The sequence below is a fragment of the Pararhizobium sp. A13 genome (genome assembly GCF_040126305.1).
Lineage (GTDB): Bacteria > Pseudomonadota > Alphaproteobacteria > Rhizobiales > Rhizobiaceae > Pararhizobium.
In genome coordinates, this window is record NZ_CP149511.1 from 1,000,601 (window position 1) to 1,018,470 (window position 17,870).

Consider the following 17,870-nt stretch of genomic DNA (forward strand, 5'->3'; position numbering starts at 1 on the left):
CCGCCCAGTTATAACCAATTCTGCCCTCCAGAAGATGGCTCTAACGTTAACACAAGGCAAATTGCCATGCGTGATACTGTTCAAAATGAGACAAGAAGCAAGAGTCAAATTTTGGGAGGCAAAGATCAAAACAACCCGGAATTGCTGATATCGCAAGCAAAGCGTGTATTCTTGTCCGGGTTACTATATGCGGCGGCGCTTAGCGTGTGTCTTAATTTACTACAACTCACGATGCCTCTGTTTATGCTGCAGGTTCATGACAGGGTGCTCAATAGTCAGAGCATGGACACGCTCGTCATGCTGACCATTTTGGCGATCGGCGCCCTTGTGGTGCTCGGTGTGCTGGAATTCATCCGAGCCCTCTCTTTCCAAGCCATCGGTGGCGCGCTCGTGCGCCGTTTAAACATGCCAGTCCTGGCCGCCGCCGTTCAGGCCTCGGTCGACCAGGGCCTGTCGCGCGCGACCCAGTCGCTTCGAGACATCGCAGAATTGCGAAGCTTCCTGACCTCGTCAGCGGTGACTGCGCCCCTCGACGCGGCCTGGTCACCGATCTTCCTCGGCGCCCTTTTCGTCTTGCATCCGCTTTTCGGCCTCATTGGAGCGGTCTCCGCGGCGCTGCTCCTTTGCGGCGGCTTGGTCACGGACATGTTGACACGCCAACTCACCAAGGAAGCGAACCAGACAAATATCGAGGCCGTGTCCAAGATTGGCGCATCGCTGCGACATGCCGAGGCTATCGAGGCAATGGGTATGCTGCCGGCCCTGGCGAATCGTTGGCGCGCCCTGCAAATGCAAGCCCTCAGCGCCTTTGAAACGAGTGGGAGCAGGAGCAAGGCGATGTCGTCCATCACCCGCAGCCTGCGCTATTCCATCCAGATCGTCACCCTGGCAGCCGGAGCGTTTCTAGTGCTGGAGCAGGCAATCACGCCCGGCGCGATGATGGCATCGAGCATTCTTGTCGGACGCCTCCTGATACCCTTCGATTCGATCATCGACAATTGGCGGCAGTGGGTTCTGGCGATCGCCGGCTGGCGTCGCCTTGAGGCCACCCTCAAGGCGGACCTTGCGATCCGCCAAACGATGCCCACGCCGCATTCGTCGGGCGACATCGTGGTCGACAAGCTGGTCTACGCAGCCCCGGGACTGGATGTGCCGATCATCAAGGGCATTTCTTTCTCCCTCTCTCCGGGCGAGGTTCTGGGCGTGGTCGGTCCCTCCGCGGCAGGCAAATCGACCCTCGCGCGCCTGCTGGTCGGCATCTTGCGACCCACGTCCGGCGGCGTCTTCCTCGACGGCAACAACACCTATCTGTGGGAGCGCGCCTCGTTCGGGCAAGTGGTCGGATATCTGCCGCAATCCGTATCGCTTTTGGAAGGCACGATTCGAGAAAACATTGGGCGGATGGCGGACAGCGATCCATACAAAGTGCTGGAGGCGGCGCGACTGGCCGACATCCACGAGATGATCGGACGCCTACAACTCGGCTACGACACGCCCGTCGGCGATGGACACCTGACCCTTTCCGGAGGGCAGCGGCAGCGCATAGCGTTGGCGCGCTGCCTATACAACAGGCCTCGTCTCATCGTGCTCGACGAGCCGAACGCAAACCTGGACGCGATTGGCGAGCAGGCCCTCATCCGCGCGATCCAGCACGCACGCGGCGACGGCGCCATCGTCATCATAATCGCTCACAGGCCAGCCATCATGCAAGTCGCCGACAAGCTGCTCGTGCTCGAAAACGGCCGCGTCACACAGTTCGGGCCGCGAACGGACGTGATTCCGGCCACAATGCCGGGCGAAGCACGCCGCGAGGTGGCCGCGATATGACGGAGAAGAAGCCTCTTGCGGTCCGCCCCGAGCTTTCCGAGCGTCGCATGCCATTGCATCAGCCGGTGTCGCTGAATATCAGCCCCTCGGACTTGGAATTCGAACAACTTGATACCCGCTCGCCGCTCCGCCGTCTTGTCATCGCGGGGATCGCCACGATCCTGGTGTCCTTCGGTGGATTTTTTGCCTGGGCGTTTTCGACCGAACTCAGCAGCGCGACGGTCGCCAACGGCACGGTCATCGTCGATTCGAAGAGAAAGACCATCAGCCATTTTGAAGGCGGTGTGATGCGTCGACTGCTCGTTCAGGAGGGCGACAAGGTTTCTGCCGGGCAGCCCCTGATCGAGTTGGAGGATACGCGAGCCCGTTCCAGCCTGCGATCGCTCCAAATCCGGCGCATTGGCCTAATCGCGAAACTGGCGCGACTGAAGGCCGAGCAGACCGACGCGCCCCGGATCAGCTTTCCACACGATTTCGGCGACGCCCCGGACGCCGCGATCGACGACGCCGTCATGGCGGAGACGATGTTTTTCGAAAAGCGGCGCGAGACCCAGGGGGGGCGCATAGAGGTCCAGAAAAAAACCATCGAGGAGCACCTCGAACAAGCGAAGTCACTCGGCATCCAGATCCAGGCGACGGACCAGCAAATCGACCTTATCGACGAGCAGCGGACGGCGATAGCAACGTTGGTGAAAAAAGGTGCCTTCTCGCGCACGCAACTCATCGAGATCGAGTCCCGGCTCAGCGCGCTTGCGCGGGAACGGAGCGAACTCGTCGGTGACAAGGCCCGGGCAGAAAAAGCCGGAGCGGGCGCGCAACTCGCACTGACCGGAATCGAAAGCGAGTTTCAGTCGACGATTGCCGGCGAAATCACGACGACACGCGTCGAGCTCGCGGATGTCGAAGAGCAGATCACCGCCTCGAAGGATGTGCTGCGGCGCCTTGAGATCCGCTCTCCGCAGGACGGTATCATCAGCAACATCTGGCTGCGCACCCCTGGCAGCGCGGTCACGCCCGGCCAGGCGCTGCTCGAGATCGTTCCGGAAAATGAGCCCCTACTGATCGAGATGCGCGTCAATCCTCGTGACATCGACAGCATCGCCATAGGCTCCCAGACGCAAATCCGGTTGACGGCCTATAATCAGCGTTCCCGCCTGCCAATGGAAGGCGCCATCACATATGTCGCGGCAGACCAGTCGGTAGATGAAGCGTCAAACACCGCGTTTTTCGTCGCGCGCGCCAAAATCGACGCGGCATCGCTCAAGGCAAACCCCGATGTCCGCCTCTATCCCGGCATGCCCGCGGAGGTGCTGATTATCCACAAGTCACGCCTTGCGATCGACTACCTTACCTCTCCCGCCGTCGAGAGTTTCAATCGCGCCTTCAGGGAAGACTAGCACTCGGAAACACAATAGAGACATTTCGCGTGTAAATTGTTTCCATTTTTGAAGTTATTTCAAAACAAAATAGATGAATTTTACTTCATAAAACTGCAATTGTCGAAATAATGTACCATTACGACGCACGTCAGGAAATTTATTTCTCAATATTGAGCGCTTTCTCTCTTTTAGATGCTTGCGTTGTTCTTTGTTGCAATGCACAGTCCAGGCGCGCAATCGTCGCACCCAGCGCCGAAAACGCGTTCATATAAACCTGAGAAGGAGAGGCAGATGGCCACATTGGAAGGCGGCGCATACGACGACGCCCTGTTCGGCTCCCGCTTCAGCGATTTCATTCGCGCCCATGGGGGCGATGATTTCGTGAGCGGCGGCAACGGGCACGACCTCGTGTTCGGTGGTGACGGTGACGACCTGTTGTTCGGCGGAAAGGGAAACGACACCCTGTTCGGCGACGAGGGCAGCGACTTGCTGAACGGTGAAAACGGCGACGACACCCTCGTCGGCGGCTGGGGTGATGACCTTCTCTACGGCGACAAGGGCAGCGACATCCTGTTCGGCGGACAGGGAAGCGACCTTTTGTCCGGCGGCAAGGGCGCAGACATACTTTATGGCGGCGATGGTGCCGACATCATCGATGGCGGTGCTGGCAACGACATCCTGGCTGGCGGTGCCGGCCACGACATCTTCGTCTTCGACGGCGGCGGCGGGAATGACGTCATTCTCGACTTTACCGCGGGCGAGGATCTGCTGCAGATATCGAAGGGCATCAATGGCCTCGACGTGTCTTCGCCCGAAGACCTGGCCTCGCGCGTCACGCAGGTCGGCGGCAATGTCGTCGTGGATCTCGGTCATGGCGACACGCTCACATTGGTAAATGTCGATGCCGACGACATCCAGGCCAATCCCGATAACTACTTCACTGTTCACTGAATATGACTTCTGCGCGCTCTGCCTCCTCCCGTGGGGCGCGCAACTCCGATCCAGAGGGGTAGCGTGTGACGTTCGACGATTCGATAGACGCCACTGGCGTTTTCAGGAACGCAAGGATCTTTCGGCTCGGCACAGAGCTGGCCGTCCTTGTCTGGGACCTCCCCCCAGCCCTTCCCGCCGCCACAAGGTGCCTGCTGTCCATGGACCAGTCGCCGATACCGCTTGTCAGCATGATGCTTCCGCTTGCCAACGGACGGCAACGCATGTTCTGGGCGATGAGACCAGGAAAGAAGCCGGAGAGTGTGGGCATTTGCACGGAAGACGGCGGCACCTTTGACACCATCGTGATGCAGCCTGCGCGCGCGCTCGCGCCACTCGATGTGGAGGCCCTGTTCGCCGATCTCGCGCCAGAAGCCCGTATCAAGTTCGTCAACAACCTACTGACTGTGTGGCGAAGCGCCTTCCGCATCGCCGGCGACCATCTTTTCAGCATGGTGGTTGAAGACGCCCTTCACGCGCTCGTGCCCGAACCGCAGGCCGCCAGCATCGTCTGCCAGATTGCGCAAGGACGCCATCTGATTGAGACGGCTATCAATCCGGATCTGGGCGAGATCACAGCGATCTATGCGATCGGCGCAGTTTCGATTACACGCATGGCCGTAAGGCTTGTCCTCGGACGCAACGCGAAAAACGGCCTGCAATCGTGCCATTTCATCGCAGAGGCGCCTTCCCCTTCCCCTCCGTTTCTCATCGTCCTCCTGAGCAGGAACGGCGTCGCCATTCGCCAGCTTGCTGACGGCAAGCCTCGCCATCCCAGCCTTCAGAGTTGGTGGGGCAAAAACCCTGAGGCGGTGGAACTGCGCGAAATGATTGTCCGTCGACTCGCCACGTTGCCGGAAAGCGGCGCCGCCACGGCGATCGATCTTCAAGTTCGTGCACCACTGGCGACAAGTCGGATTGCCAAGTCATCGATGCATCCGTCCGGTGAGGTCGATCTCGCTCTGGCGCTCGACGACGGTCTGCTGGCCGGCGGCTGGTTCCACGCGCCGTCATCCGCGTTCGCCGGCATCGACTACGTCAAAGAGGACGGCACGGCAGTGCCGCTCGACGGTAACAGCTACGAATTTCCGGCGTGGGCGCAAGGGAAGGATGAGAAGAGTAAGACCGATGTGACCGGTTTCGTTGCCTGGGTGCCGCTGTCGGAATCGCCCGGGCCGCTCCTGCAACCGCGATTTCAGATGCGCCTTGCCTCGGGAGCGGTCAGGCCGCTGATACCGACGCCACAGCCTTTCGAGCCCGCGACACAACGAAACCATGTCCTGCGGGCCGTGCCGCCACAGCATGCGGTCGACGGTGCCTTCCGCACGATCCTCGCCCCTGCCCTGCAGGACATAGAACGACGATTGGGCAAGACCATAGAGGTCGACTGTACAAAGGACTACAGCCTGCCCAAAAGCGCGCCCCTCGTTTCCATTGTCGTGCCCCTCTACCGGGTTCTCGATTTCCTGCGCTTCCAACTGTCGGGGATGGCCACGGATCCGTGGCTCGCAGCGAACGCGGAGGTCATCTATGTCCTCGATTCACCGGAAATCCAGGATGAGACGGAGCACCTGCTGGGCGGCCTGCACCTTCTGCACGGGCTGCCGATGAAGTTGGTCGTAATGAATCGCAACGGCGGCTATGCGCGTGCTTGCAATGCCGGCGCACGTTTTGCACGCGGCGCCATACTGGTCATGCTCAATTCGGATGTCGTGCCTTGCGCGCCAGGCTGGCTTCAGGTGTTGTCGCGAGCGCTGTTGGAAAGCAACAAGCTGGGTGCCGTCGGCCCGAAACTGATCTTCGAAGACGGATCGCTGCAGCACGCCGGGCTGTACTTCGGCCGCGACCAGCGCGGGATTTGGCTGAACCACCATTTCCACAAGGGCATGCCTGGCAACTACGCGCCTGCGCAAAATGCCCGCGACGTTCCCGGCGTTACCGGCGCTTGCCTCGTGACCCGCAGGGACACTTACGAGCGTGTTGGCGGGTACACCGAGGACTACGTGATCGGCGACTATGAGGACAGCGACCTGTGCCTCAAGATCCGCCGCCTGGGGCTCCAGATTGCCTATGAGCCGGCTGCGTGCCTGTATCATTTCGAGCGTCGCTCGATCCGCCGCAGCCAGGACTACATGCGCGGCGTTGCAAGCCAATACAATTCATGGCTGCACACGCAGCGCTGGGAGGGCGATATCGCCGAACTGATGGCGAACCTATTCGATAGAGACCACGATCGACCCGCCGCCGCGGGTGTGAGAATCCGGGAAAGGAACGCGGCGTGACTCATGCGGCACTGCTGCACCCCACCAAGCCGGCCCGGCTGATCGATGAAGACCGTGTTCGCTGGCTAATCGAATCCGTTCGGGGCAATCGTTTTCTGCCGCAACCGGAATCCACCAACGTCTTCGTGGGAGACGGTGATTTTCGCGCGATAGGAGCGGAGTTTCTCGGTTACTTCATTCGCATCGGCGGCCTGCGCGAAGACAGCCGCGTTCTCGACATCGGGTGCGGCATCGGCCGGATGGCCGTGCCGCTGACTCAATATCTCGATCCGCAAACGAGCCGCTACGATGGTATCGATCCAGTCGAGAGCGGTATTGGCTGGTGCCAGCGAACGATCGCGCCTGCCTACCCCAATTTCGCCTTCCGGCAACTGGACATCGCGCACGAGCTCTACAATCCGAACGGCAAGATCAGCGGGATGGCCTTGACGCTTCCCTTTCCGGATCGTCATTTCGACTTTGTCATCATGACGTCCGTGGTCACTCATCTGCCGCCCGCGGAGGTCCTTGTCTACCTCGCCGAGGTCCGCAGAATCCTGTCACCCGGCGGCCGCCTGTTCATGACCGCCTTCGTGGTCGACCGGATCGCGACGGCAAACGAACACGGGCGGCGCGATCCGCGTCTCGCCTTCCGCCGCTATGGCGAAAGCCCATGCTGGTTCGTACCCAACCAGCCACCGCTTGCCGCGGTCGGTTTCGAAGACGGCTTCCTGGACAAGGCGCTCGAACGGGCAGGCCTCTCCGTCGCTCTGAAATCGCTTGGCCATTGGCGCGGCACCAACGCGGGCCACCATCAGGACTTCATCGTGGCGAAGCGCCGGGGAAACGGTCGATGAGCAAGCGCATTCTGGTGGCAGCCCACAACCATCCGTCCCTTCACCCGGGTGGAACGGAGATATTTGCTCACGACTTGTTTCGTGCCTACCAGCGCGAGGGGCACGAAGCCCTGTTTCTCGGGGCCACGAACCAAGTCCATCGCGAAGCCAGACCGGGCACGAGCTTTCAGAGCATCGGCTCGGCGGGAGATGAGGTCCTGCTGTGGTCCGGACACTTCGACCGCTTCTTCATGAGTCAGATCGACCTCTATGGTGTTGTGCCGGATGTAGCGGAGTTGCTGCGCGATTTCCGGCCAGATGTGGTTCACCTCCATCACCTGCTGCTGCTTGGCGCTGAGTTCCCTCACATCGTCCGCCGCACCTTACCCCACTGCCAGATCGTCATGACGCTCCATGACTACTACCCCATTTGCCACCATGAAGGCTTGATGGTGCGCACTGGCAGCAAGGAGCTTTGTCACCAAGCCAGCCCGGACCGCTGCCATGGCTGTTTCAAGGACATTCCGCTCGATCGCTTTGCCTTGCGCGAACGCCACCTGAAGGCCCTGCTGAGCACGGTTGACCACTTCGTCTCGCCAAGCGCTTTTTTACGGGAGCGCTTCGTGCGGTGGGGACTGGACGAAGATGCGATTAGCGTCATTCCCAACGGTATCCCCACCCGAAATGCCGGCGCGCGAAGGGAGCTGCTCCAGGGCAGGAGGCCGGTCTTCGGATATTTCGGAAATCTCAACCCCTGGAAGGGGGTGACCGTATTGCTCGACGCTGCGCGCCAGCTTCTGGCCGATGGCCTTGATTTCGAACTCCGCGTCCATGGCGGAGCGCCCTTCCAGAGCGAGGCCTTTGTCGATGAGATCAATCGGCGCTTTACCGAAACGTCAGAATCCGTGCAGTCCCGAGGCCCCTATCGACGCGAAGATATTGGCGATCTGGTGGCCGCGGTCGATTGCACCATAGTTCCTTCCGTCTGGTGGGAGAACGCGCCGCTTGTCATTCAGGAAGCCCAGGCTCAAGGCCGTCCGGTCATCGCCAGCAACATCGGGGGAATGGCTGAAATGATCGAGCATGGCGTCAACGGCCTGACTGTTCCACCCAACGATGCCCGAGCGCTCGCCGCGGCGATGCGGAACATACTGGAAGAGCCGAACCTGCTGCGCCAGCTCTCCGAAAACGCTCGCAAGCCCGACGACATCGACACGACCGCCCGCCGCTACCTCAAGTGGATGGAGACGGCACAGGTTCAGGCATAGGAGAGCTTATGACTAGTCCCGCTGAACGACCGGATGCCGCATCCGAACAGGACAACGCCAAGCCGATGAACGGCCGGGTGGATGCCGTTGACATGGGCAGGATCTTCGGCTGGGCATTCGATCCGATGGCGCCGGATCAACGGCTGACCATTCGTGTCCTCCTCGATAGCAAGGTGATTGCCGAGGCTGTTGCCGACCGCAATCGTCCCGACTTGCGGCGCAACGGTATCGGCGACGGCAAACACGCATTTGAAATCGCACTGCCCGAACCCGTCCAGTCGCGGGCGAGCGATCTCGTCGTCGTGGCGCGAAATGGAAGTGGTTCCGAGCAAGCCTTGCGCGTTCCCCAGCCAGATGAGCAAGCGGCCGAAGCCCTTATCGCCGCGCCGCTGACGAAAGTGCTCGACAAGCTCGATTTGCTGATGGCGGCGCAGCGGCAGTTGCAGGTCTCACAGCGCTCAGTGCAGCGCACACCACAAGTCGATGCCGACAAGTCCGAGACCGGGACCGTCGGCCTGACCGATGTCAGCAACGCCATCGAAAGCCTCAGGGTGGATATCAGCCAACGGCTGAATGATCTCGATGTCCATCTGATGCGGCTGGATGGGGTGGTGGCAGGAATGGAGAAGCGCCAGAATACGTTGCAGAAACGTGCGAACGGCGAGTTGAAGCCCCTGCTGCTGCTTTTGTTCGTTCTTGTGGGATTTGCCGCGGGCGCCAGCCTTGCGCTGGTTGCCAGAATTTGATCCAGGGAGGGTAAAGCGTGCTGGTTAGAGAACAATCCCCCGCTGTCATTAGCCCCTCGGCAGGCGGGCATGGGGCGAGCAGGGCAATGCGCTCTGGAAGGGTTGTCGGCTGCCGCGTCGACGAGACAACCTCGCTGATCATCGGCCTCGGCCGTGTCACGACCGGCAACGTGGTAGTCGGCGTCGGCGAAGATCAAGCAGTCACGCGAAGCTTGTTTGTCTCGGAATGGCGATTGGCCGGATCCTCACCGCGGGCCAAGCACGGCTTCGCAGCGCTCCTTCCGGTTGTAGGCACGGACCTGGCCATGACCACGATCCGGTTCGGAGAGGAGGAGACGGGCGCACGCTACATCTTTGCGCCCCGACTTGCCTCCGCGGAGGAAACAGCCGCGCTCGTGGCCGAGTCCGCGGGATCTCAGTCGGCCGCGGTCATTGACCGGCTCGTGGACGTTCTGATGGTCGGCAACGTTAACCGCCGCAGACTTCTGACCATCACGGCACTTTTGCAGGCAGCCCACGCAAGTGATGGTTTCGTCGAGTTGATTGGTGAAAGCCATGACGGCGCGACGTTCCTGCAGGGCTGGAGCCGCAGCATGGCGCCCGGGCCTTGCCGGGTGTCCGTGGTAGGCAACGCGACACCGGTGGTCGAGGAGTGCGGCATCGCCATCTTTCCCCGCCCGGACGCTCCCGATAGCGCCTCGGGTTTTGTTGGTCTGCTCGAGGCCAACCAGGCTGCCCGCGCTCTCGACATTGAAGGTCTGGTCTATCGAGGGCGCGCCGGTTGGCGGTATGCCGCGGTCCACCCCCGAAAGCGCATCGCCGGCCCGCTGGAGACGCCCGAACACATCCGGTCGATCCTGCTGCGGACCCATAGCGCGCCAGACGTGCTCCTGTCCCTGCGAGCGGCCGCCAACAGCTTTGAGGGCAAAGAAACCGTCTCCAGCCTGCCGTATCCCGTCCGGATGGGAACGGACAACACCTTTGAGGCCGATGGAGGAAATCTCCTTGTCTCCGGCTGGCTTTATGACCCCGACGACCACGTCGCAGCGGTAAGACTGCGTCGACGCGAGGCCGCGGCACGCGTCGACGAACGCTGGACGCGCCTCGATCGCCCCGATGTCACGGACAGTTTCAACGACCAGCAGCACTTCGCGCCGAGCCTTCGGAGCGAACAGCATGCGCACGGCTTCATCGCCCACGCCCACTTGCCGAGTGAAGATTCTGGTGCGCCTCTCTACTTCGAACTGACGCTGCGCGATTCGCGCCGTGCGTTTTTGCCGGTGAAACCAACGCGGGTTTCGCCGCGCTTGGCGGCATTGCGCCAGATCGGCTCCATCGATCCCGCGAACTGTGCGTTGCCGGCGATCATCGATACACAAATTGTCCCATTCCTCAGCGAAACCGGAAGGTCGGCGCCGGTCATTGACGCAATCCTAGATGCTGGATCCTTCGATCAGGAAAGCAGCCCGCCGATCGTCATCGGCGCTGGGGAGACAGAGGAGAACATTTCCCCGCTGCTGGCCTTGCTTGCGCTCGATCCTGAAACCCGGCGCGCGCCGATCGTGATCGCCATGCCTGCCGAGCGCTATCGCAGGCAGGCCGCCCGCCTCAGAGAACTTGCGCGGTTCTATCGCCTTTCGGCCAGGCTGGTATCGGTGAAGGGAACAGCCGACTTCTACGACTTGCTTGAAGCCGGCACGCAAGCACTCTCCTGTGAAACGGTCGTGTCGCTTTCCGCCTCTTTGATCCCGCACGGGACAGGCTGGTATGGCAAGCTCTTGTCCACGGCCGCGACGCTCAAAGGAAGCGTCGTCTCGCCCGTCCTGACTTACGAGGACCATTCCATTCGCTGGGCGGGAAGCTGGATCGATGACGGCAACTGCGACGAACCAGTCGTGGGCCGCTATACTGGATATCCGCTCAAAGCAGTTACCGGGATGACGCTGACCCGTATCGCGGCAGCCTCACTCGAGTGCTGCGTCATGCCCCGCGACGCCCTGGTGCGCGCGGGCGGCTTTTCCGGCGGCTATCTGGGCGCGCAGGAAAAAGGCCTGGATCTCGGCCTCCGTCTCAGCCGGTCCGGCATCGACTCCTATTTGCTGCCATCGGTGCAGATGTGGGGCTGCGACGACGCACGCGACGGCGACGGTCCGGCGATGGCGGCTCTGGTGGAGGAGATCGATCGAAAGATCTTCAAGAGCCAGTGGGCGCCTGTCCTCGCCGTTGAGAAGCACCCAAAAAGGAGGCCCGCATGAAAGAGCAGCTTCGCGTCCTTGTCGTCTCGCATGCGCACCCGACAGTCTCGCTCGGTGGAGCGGAAATCGCATCTCACAACCTGCATCACGGCCTGAAGGCTTTACCGAACGTGGAATCGGTTTACCTGGCCCGGGTCGGCCATCCTGTACCGCGGCATGCCTCGTCCGCGCTGATGAGCCTTCGCCTTGCCGAGGATGAGTTGCTGTTCCACGCGGACGACTACGACCACTTCTTTTTGTCCAACGGCGATACCCAGGCGATCAGCCGAGACCTTTTGCGTTTCGCGCGCGATCTCCGGCCCCATGTCGTGCATTTCCATCATGTTCTCGGCATCGGTCTCGAAGCGCTCTACGCCCTTAGAGAAGCATTTCCGCACGCGCCCATACTCGTCACGTTCCACGAATATCTGTCGATCTGCCACAATCACGGGCAGATGGTGAAACGGCCTTCCGGCCAGCTCTGCGAAGCAGCCTCCCCCGTCGCCTGCCACGGCTGCTTTCCCGACATCCCCGTCTCGCGCTTCTTGAAGCGGGAGTTGTTTGCGCGCGGGATGCTTGGCCTTGCCGACGCCTTCGTCTCCCCCAGCCGGTTTCTGGCGGAGCGCTATGTCAAATGGGGCATCGAAGAGGACAAGCTCCGCGTCATCGAAAACGGGATCACCGTGGAAGCAGCTGTGCCCCCACGAGAGTTGCAAGGTCCCAACCCGCGCCGCAATCGCTTTGCCTATTTCGGCCAGATGACTCCGTTCAAGGGCGTCGACGTCCTGATCGACGCTGTTTCGCGCATCCCGAAGGAGATATGGGGGGAGGACTCCTGCTTGATGATCTTCGGCGGCAACCTCGAGCGACAGCCGATCGAATTCCAGGAACGGATGAAGAAGCTCATCGCGGACGCCGGCCACCGCGTCCGATTCTACGGCGCTTACCAGAATGCGGACATGCCACGCCTGATGCGTTCGGTCGACTGGGTGGTTCTGCCGTCCGTCTGGTGGGAAAACTCGCCCATTGTGATCCAGGAGGCCCTGCTCCATGGCAGGCCGATGATCTGCTCCGACATCGGCGGGATGGCCGAGAAGGTGCGTGACGGAAAGGACGGCCTGCACTTTCGCACAGGCAGCAGCCAGGATCTCGCGGACCGCATCGTCGAGGTATTGGGTGATACCCAAACCTGGGATCGGCTGCGCGTCTCCATGCGACAACCCGCCGACCACCTCGGCTGCGCGCGCGAACACCTCAAGCTCTATCGCGCGCTGCTGCGGCGGAAACTCGATGCCGCCATGGTCGAGAGCCCTGTGCTTCTCTCGCACTCGCTTTAACGACGCTCGTCTTGAGGAACGCTGAAACGGCTTCGACCAAGCGACGATCGATGCAACCAAACCCTTGAGAAAGACCATTCGCAAAGTCGTATGAACTGGAGGCTACCTACAATGCACAAGAAAGTCCGCAAGGCCATCATCCCCGCCGGCGGTTTTGGAACAAGGATGCTGCCGGCAACCAAGAGCGTTCCCAAAGAATTGCGCCCTATCGTCGATCGGACGCCAATAAGGGGTGAATTTTGGACGCCGATTGACAACCAGATGGGAGATGAGGGCATTTGAATGAGGACTGAACATCGGTGCAGCGACACCACAGACGGTATCAAGTCAGATCACGATATGACCATGCGCGTCCTAATCTGGCGGCTATGACGGAAACGGGACCTTCCGCCACATCGGCGGCTTGTGGCCACCTGCTCGTTTCATGCGCTCGTGTAGCTTGGCAAGAACCTCGTCGCCCGAGAGACCTGGACCTTCGTCAGCCAGACTCTTGCGGATCTCACGCCTCAATAGCTCTTCGCGCGAATCCGGATAGGCCTGCATGCATGGCGACGAATAGAGCTTCGGAGGGATCACGGAAATGGCCTTGCTCAACTTCGGCTAGGACCCACTTGGCAACCGAGCGGGACAAGATACCCCTCGAAGCGTAGGCCATGTTCGGCCGCTTGTGGCCTCAGCTCCGTCGCTTGTGCCTTGTTGGCCGCAACATACTCCGGCGGGAAAAAATCATCGTCCTCAGGGCTCAAGAAGAAGCCTCCTCGTCATCGCGATCCTCAAGTGGCCGGCCATGGTACAGCGCTTCAAAGTCGCGGCCCCCGTGGAAAATGTTACCGATGCGCACGGCATCCTTTTCCACCTTGTAGGCGATTACGGCGGATTTCTCGAACGGCACAGTGCGCAGGCCCGACTCCAGATCGTCACGGGATATCCCGCCAAGCGGGGCGTTTCCAATACGGCTGCATCGAGCCTTGATCCGCTCCACGAAATCCCGCGCAATGACACGGTTCTGGCCGCGCATCGCCACGAACCGATATATCTCCCCAAGATCGGCAATCGCCTCGGGACGGTAAAGGACCTTAAGACGCCGCACGATCGAGGTCTTCATCTACCTTGGCAAGGATGGCCTCAAGCGCTGCGCTGGCTTCGTCTTCGTTCAGGTCGGGACGCGGGTCTTCAAAGGAATGCCGTACACGGGAACGAATAGCATTCAACCGCTCGGCGTGCTCTTCACGATCCCGCTGCCACACCCGCATCGCATCGCGGACGACTTCACTCGTGGAGGCATATTCTCCAGCATTGACGATTTCTCGGATCACGCGCAGCATTTCCGGGGTCATCGTAATGCTGACTTTCTCAGCTGTCTGCATGTTTCAAACCTTTCCTCGCTGTCTTTTATGGAAAGTAGCATAAAATCCGACCTGACATCAAGGAATTTTATCCTACATCAGTCTGCCGGGAAGAATGGTATCGATCGGTCGACCGGGCGTTCGCATGAAGAATATCCGGCCACAAAGGCGAACCTGAGTGACCGGACGAGTGGGGCTAAACCCCTTTGAGCGCCCCGCCAAGCGGGCGCTGGCGAACCGGCAAGCGGTTCGCTGCGACACCCCTTCGGGTGTCTACCGGGCCGTAGCGCGCCGGATCTCTCGCGCGGGCGGCGGTGTCGCCGCCCTGTTTCCCTTCCGATCACAGTTGGCCCGCCTGGGCTTTCTCGCCTTGATCACGGAAGCGTCCAGCGTGGTCTTGATGTGCGCCGCGTAGAATTTTTCGATCATTTCAACGCTGGTGCGGCAATTTTTGGCAATCGCATAAACATCAGCACCTTCCATGAGGCGAAGGCAGATATAGGTATGACGTAAGCTGTAGGCCGCCCGAGGTTTTCCGTCGCGGTCCAGCTTGAGGTTCTGATCATCTAAAAGGTTATTGAACATCTTGAGATAATTGCCGGGAAACACAGGGTCGGTCGGCTGCGGCGACTTCATCACAATCGTCCCCTCACCCGCGTCGTCCTTCTTGCGTACCGGTTTGAGCCGATCGCGCAACCGCTCGTAAGGCTTCACTGCCCCCGGCATGGATTTGCGCCAGCCAATACCGCGCTTGCCGCGCACTTCGATTTCGAGAACCGTGAGCCTGCGTGATCAAACGTGATCCACAACCATCCACTCCGTCCTTGCTGACAGAACCGACGATCTGCCAAGAGCTCAACACGCCGCGCTTCAGCGCGAATGGCTTCTGAAGACGAGACACGTCATCGAATTGCCAGTCCCTTGTCATTGAAACGGTGAACGCGTCCCTCGTCGGGCGTCAGGAAGACCTGGTCGCCATGGTTGACCCCGAAATCGCCGCCGACGCGGGCCGTCACCAGGCCGATGCCCTCGACATGAATATGCAGGAAGGTGTCCGAGCCGAGATGTTCGGCGACGCCGACCACACCGCGCCATGTCCCGGATTGCGTCGACAATTGCAGGTGTTCGGGGCGGACGCCGATGGTATGGGCGTTGTACGGTTTGGAGAATTCGCCGGTCGCGAAGTTCATCCGCGGCGAGCCGATGAAGCCGGCGACGAAGAGATTGTCCGGCCGGTGATAGAGATCGAGCGGCGACCCGACCTGCTCGATGTTGCCGGCATTGAGCACGACGATCTTGTCGGCCATCGTCATGGCTTCGACCTGGTCGTGGGTGACGTAGATCATCGTCGTCTGCAACTGATGGTGCAGTTCGCTGATCTCCAGCCGCATCGTGCCGCGCAGCGCAGCGTCAAGATTGGACAACGGTTCGTCGAACAGGAAGGCCGAAGGTTCGCGCACGATGGCGCGGCCGATGGCGACACGCTGGCGCTGGCCGCCCGATAGCTGGCCCGGACGGCGGTCGAGATAATTCGTCAGGTTGAGGACGCGCGCCGCCTCCGTCACCTTCTTGTCGATCGCGCCGTGATCGAGCTTGGCCATCTTCAGCGGAAAGGCGATGTTGTTGCGCACCGACATATGCGGATAGAGCGCATAGGACTGGAACACCATGGCAAGACCGCGCTTGGCGGGTGCCGCCCCGGTGACATCGCGGCCGTCGATCTCGATGATGCCCGAGGTGGTGTCCTCCAGACCGGCGATCAGGCGCAGCAGCGTCGACTTTCCGCAGCCCGAGGGGCCGACGAAGACGACGAACTCGCCGTCCTTGATCGTGAGGTCAATGCCCGGAATGACCTGCGTCGCGCCGAAGGATTTGTTGACCTTTTTCAGTGTGATATTGCCCATGCGTGCTCTCCCCAAGTCTTTTCGTCAGTTATTTCACGGCGCCGAAGGTCAGGCCGCGGACAAGTTGTTTCTGGCTGAACCAGCCCATGATCAGGATCGGCGCAATCGCCAGCGTCGAGGCGGCCGACAGCTTCGCCCAGAACAGCCCCTGCGGTGAGGAGAAGGAGGCGATGAAGGCGGTGAGCGGTGCGGCGTTGGTGGTGGTCAGACGGATCGTCCAGAAGGCCTCGTTCCAGGCAAGGATGATGTTGAGCAGCATCGTCGAGGCGATGCCGGGCACCGCCATCGGCGTCAGCACGTAGATGATCTCGCCCCAGAGCGAAGCGCCGTCCATGCGCGCCGCCTCCAGGATCTCGCCCGGAATTTCGCGGAAGTAGGTATAGAGCATCCAGATCACGATCGGCAGGTTGATCATGGTCAGCATGAAGGTCAGGCCGATGCGGCTGTCGAGCAGGCCGAAGTCGCGGAAGATCAGGTAGATCGGCACGAGCACGGCGACGGCCGGCATCATCTTGGTGGAGAGCATCCACATCAGCACGTCCTTGGTCTTCTTGGTCGGCGAGAACGCCATCGACCAGGCCGCCGGCACCGAGATCAACAGCGCGAGCAAGGTCGAGCCGACCGACAGGATGACCGAGTTCATGAACGGCTTGAAGTAGTCCTTCTGGGTCTGCACCTCGACATAGCTTTCGACGGTGCCCGACGGGATCAGGCTAAAACCCTGGATCGCTTCGGTTTCCGATTTGAAGCTGGTGATGATCGTGTAGAGGATCGGGAAGAAGATGATCAGCGCGACGATCCATGCGGCGATGGTGAAAGCGACGGTTCTTCTGGTCGAGACTGCGCGGGCCATGGTCCTGCCTCCCTTATCTGTCGAGGTTCTTGCCAACGGCGCGCATCAGGAAGAAGGCGACGATATTGGCGAGGATGACTGCAATGATGCCGCCGGCCGAGGCACCGCCGACGTCGTAGCCGAGCAGCGCGGTGCGGTAGATCAGGAACGGCAGGTTGGTGGAGGCGTAGCCCGGTCCGCCATTGGTGGTGACGAGGATTTCCGCATAGACGCCGAGCAGGAAGATCGTCTGGATCAGGATGACGACGGTGATCGCGCGGGCCAGATGCGGCAGCGTCAGGTAGATGAACCGGTTGACGAAATTGGCGCCGTCCATCTCGGCGGCTTCCTTCTGCTCGCCGTCGAGCGACTGCAGCGCCGTCAGAAGAATAAGCGTTGCAAACGGCAGCCACTGCCAGGCAACGATGATGATGATCGACAACAGCGGATACTGCGCGAACCAGTCGACCGGCTGCAGGCCGAGCGCCCGGCTCATATCGGCCAGCACGCCATAGCCCGGATGCATGATCATGTTCTTCCAGACCAGGGCTGCCACCGGCGGCATGACGAAGAACGGCGAGATGATCATGATCCGCACGATCCCCTGGCCCAGCATCGGCTGGTCCAGCAGGAGCGCGATCGCCACCCCGCCGATGACGGTGATGAACAGCACGCCGACGACGATGACCAGCGTGTTCCAGATCGACTGGAAAAAGGCCGGATCCGTGTAGAAATACTGGTAGTTGAACAGGCCGGCGAAGCTGACATTGCCCGGATTGAGCAGATTGTAGTTCTGGAACGAGAACCACAGCGTCATCGCCAGCGGCACGATCATCCAGATCAGAAGCAGCCCGACCGACGGGGCCACCATGAGGCGCGCAAGCGCCCGCGTATTCTGTGTCGCCATTGG

The 17,870-nt window shown here is 60.8% G+C and carries 15 protein-coding genes and 1 pseudogene; 10 read left to right on the forward strand and 6 right to left on the reverse strand.

The window, feature by feature from the left end; translation table 11 throughout:
- The first annotated feature begins 66 nt into the window (after nt 1-66).
- The 10 genes and pseudogenes from WI754_RS26385 to WI754_RS26430 form a co-directional block, all read left to right on the forward strand.
- Nucleotides 67-1,827 (forward strand): type I secretion system permease/ATPase, encoded by a 1,761-nt coding sequence (locus tag WI754_RS26385; protein ID WP_341486949.1) that lies wholly within the window; start codon nt 67-69, stop codon nt 1,825-1,827.
- Nucleotides 1,824-3,224: an HlyD family type I secretion periplasmic adaptor subunit gene (locus tag WI754_RS26390; RefSeq protein ID WP_341486950.1), complete on the forward strand. Its 1,401-nt coding sequence runs from the start codon at nt 1,824-1,826 to the stop codon at nt 3,222-3,224. Before WI754_RS26385 ends, WI754_RS26390 begins: the two co-directional genes overlap by 4 nt.
- 273 nt (nt 3,225-3,497) lie before the next feature.
- Complete coding sequence (locus tag WI754_RS26395) at nt 3,498-4,157, forward strand: calcium-binding protein (protein ID WP_341486951.1); 660 nt, start codon at nt 3,498-3,500, stop codon at nt 4,155-4,157.
- Nucleotides 4,158-4,222: 65 nt separating this feature from the next.
- Nucleotides 4,223-6,478 carry a glycosyltransferase family 2 protein gene (locus tag WI754_RS26400; RefSeq protein WP_341486952.1) on the forward strand — a complete coding sequence of 752 codons (2,256 nt, stop codon included), beginning with the start codon at nt 4,223-4,225 and terminating at the stop codon, nt 6,476-6,478.
- Nucleotides 6,475-7,314, forward strand: a complete 840-nt coding sequence (locus WI754_RS26405; RefSeq protein WP_341486953.1) for a class I SAM-dependent methyltransferase — start codon at nt 6,475-6,477, stop codon at nt 7,312-7,314. Before WI754_RS26400 ends, WI754_RS26405 begins: the two co-directional genes overlap by 4 nt.
- Complete coding sequence (locus tag WI754_RS26410; RefSeq protein ID WP_341486954.1) at nt 7,311-8,561, forward strand: glycosyltransferase family 4 protein; 1,251 nt, start codon at nt 7,311-7,313, stop codon at nt 8,559-8,561. The genes WI754_RS26405 and WI754_RS26410 overlap by 4 nt, the downstream gene beginning before the upstream one ends.
- Nucleotides 8,562-8,569: 8 nt before the next feature.
- Nucleotides 8,570-9,307 (forward strand): hypothetical protein, encoded by a 738-nt coding sequence (locus WI754_RS26415; protein WP_341486955.1) that lies wholly within the window; start codon nt 8,570-8,572, stop codon nt 9,305-9,307.
- An 86-nt stretch (nt 9,308-9,393) separates the two neighbouring features.
- Nucleotides 9,394-11,562: a hypothetical protein gene (locus tag WI754_RS26420; RefSeq protein WP_341486956.1), complete on the forward strand. Its 2,169-nt coding sequence runs from the start codon at nt 9,394-9,396 to the stop codon at nt 11,560-11,562.
- Nucleotides 11,559-12,878, forward strand: coding sequence for a glycosyltransferase family 4 protein (locus tag WI754_RS26425; RefSeq protein ID WP_341486957.1), 1,320 nt, complete (start codon nt 11,559-11,561; stop codon nt 12,876-12,878). The genes WI754_RS26420 and WI754_RS26425 overlap by 4 nt, the downstream gene beginning before the upstream one ends.
- 111 nt (nt 12,879-12,989) lie before the next feature.
- A pseudogene (locus WI754_RS26430) lies at nt 12,990-13,097 on the forward strand (UTP--glucose-1-phosphate uridylyltransferase); the annotation flags it as partial.
- A gap of 523 nt (nt 13,098-13,620) precedes the next feature.
- Here WI754_RS26430 and WI754_RS26435 read toward each other — a convergent pair.
- The 6 genes from WI754_RS26435 to WI754_RS26460 all read right to left on the reverse strand — a co-directional run bounded on the left by WI754_RS26435 (nt 13,621) and on the right by WI754_RS26460 (nt 17,867).
- Nucleotides 13,621-13,968 carry a type II toxin-antitoxin system RelE/ParE family toxin gene (locus WI754_RS26435; RefSeq protein WP_341486958.1) on the reverse strand — a complete coding sequence of 116 codons (348 nt, stop codon included), beginning with the start codon at nt 13,966-13,968 and terminating at the stop codon, nt 13,621-13,623.
- Complete coding sequence (locus tag WI754_RS26440; protein WP_341486959.1) at nt 13,955-14,245, reverse strand: ribbon-helix-helix domain-containing protein; 291 nt, start codon at nt 14,243-14,245, stop codon at nt 13,955-13,957. Before WI754_RS26440 ends, WI754_RS26435 begins: the two co-directional genes overlap by 14 nt.
- A gap of 252 nt (nt 14,246-14,497) precedes the next feature.
- Nucleotides 14,498-14,986 (reverse strand): hypothetical protein, encoded by a 489-nt coding sequence (locus WI754_RS26445; protein ID WP_341486960.1) that lies wholly within the window; start codon nt 14,984-14,986, stop codon nt 14,498-14,500.
- Nucleotides 14,987-15,126: 140 nt separating this feature from the next.
- Entirely contained in the window at nt 15,127-16,128 is a 1,002-nt protein-coding gene (locus tag WI754_RS26450; protein ID WP_341486961.1) for an ABC transporter ATP-binding protein, read from the reverse strand.
- Between the two features lie 28 nt (nt 16,129-16,156).
- Entirely contained in the window at nt 16,157-16,981 is an 825-nt protein-coding gene (locus WI754_RS26455) for a carbohydrate ABC transporter permease (RefSeq protein WP_341486962.1), read from the reverse strand.
- Between the two features lie 13 nt (nt 16,982-16,994).
- On the reverse strand, nt 16,995-17,867 hold the full coding sequence (locus WI754_RS26460) for a sugar ABC transporter permease (RefSeq protein WP_341486963.1): 873 nt from the start codon (nt 17,865-17,867) through the stop codon (nt 16,995-16,997).
- Nucleotides 17,868-17,870: the final 3 nt, after the last annotated feature.

What these genes read in the sequence shown, in the direction of transcription:
- WI754_RS26440 (WP_341486959.1), bottom strand. Translation starts at nt 14,245, where the DNA reads ATGCAGACAGCTGAGAAAGTCAGCATTACGATGACCCCGGAAATGCTG.
- WI754_RS26450 (WP_341486961.1), bottom strand. Translation starts at nt 16,128, where the DNA reads ATGGGCAATATCACACTGAAAAAGGTCAACAAATCCTTCGGCGCGACG.
- WI754_RS26455 (WP_341486962.1), bottom strand. Translation starts at nt 16,981, where the DNA reads ATGGCCCGCGCAGTCTCGACCAGAAGAACCGTCGCTTTCACCATCGCC.
- WI754_RS26410 (WP_341486954.1), top strand. Translation starts at nt 7,311, where the DNA reads ATGAGCAAGCGCATTCTGGTGGCAGCCCACAACCATCCGTCCCTTCAC.
- WI754_RS26420 (WP_341486956.1), top strand. Translation starts at nt 9,394, where the DNA reads ATGCGCTCTGGAAGGGTTGTCGGCTGCCGCGTCGACGAGACAACCTCG.
- WI754_RS26425 (WP_341486957.1), top strand. Translation starts at nt 11,559, where the DNA reads ATGAAAGAGCAGCTTCGCGTCCTTGTCGTCTCGCATGCGCACCCGACA.
- WI754_RS26385 (WP_341486949.1), top strand. Translation starts at nt 67, where the DNA reads ATGCGTGATACTGTTCAAAATGAGACAAGAAGCAAGAGTCAAATTTTG.
- WI754_RS26395 (WP_341486951.1), top strand. Translation starts at nt 3,498, where the DNA reads ATGGCCACATTGGAAGGCGGCGCATACGACGACGCCCTGTTCGGCTCC.
- WI754_RS26415 (WP_341486955.1), top strand. Translation starts at nt 8,570, where the DNA reads ATGACTAGTCCCGCTGAACGACCGGATGCCGCATCCGAACAGGACAAC.
- WI754_RS26390 (WP_341486950.1), top strand. Translation starts at nt 1,824, where the DNA reads ATGACGGAGAAGAAGCCTCTTGCGGTCCGCCCCGAGCTTTCCGAGCGT.
- WI754_RS26460 (WP_341486963.1), bottom strand. Translation starts at nt 17,867, where the DNA reads ATGGCGACACAGAATACGCGGGCGCTTGCGCGCCTCATGGTGGCCCCG.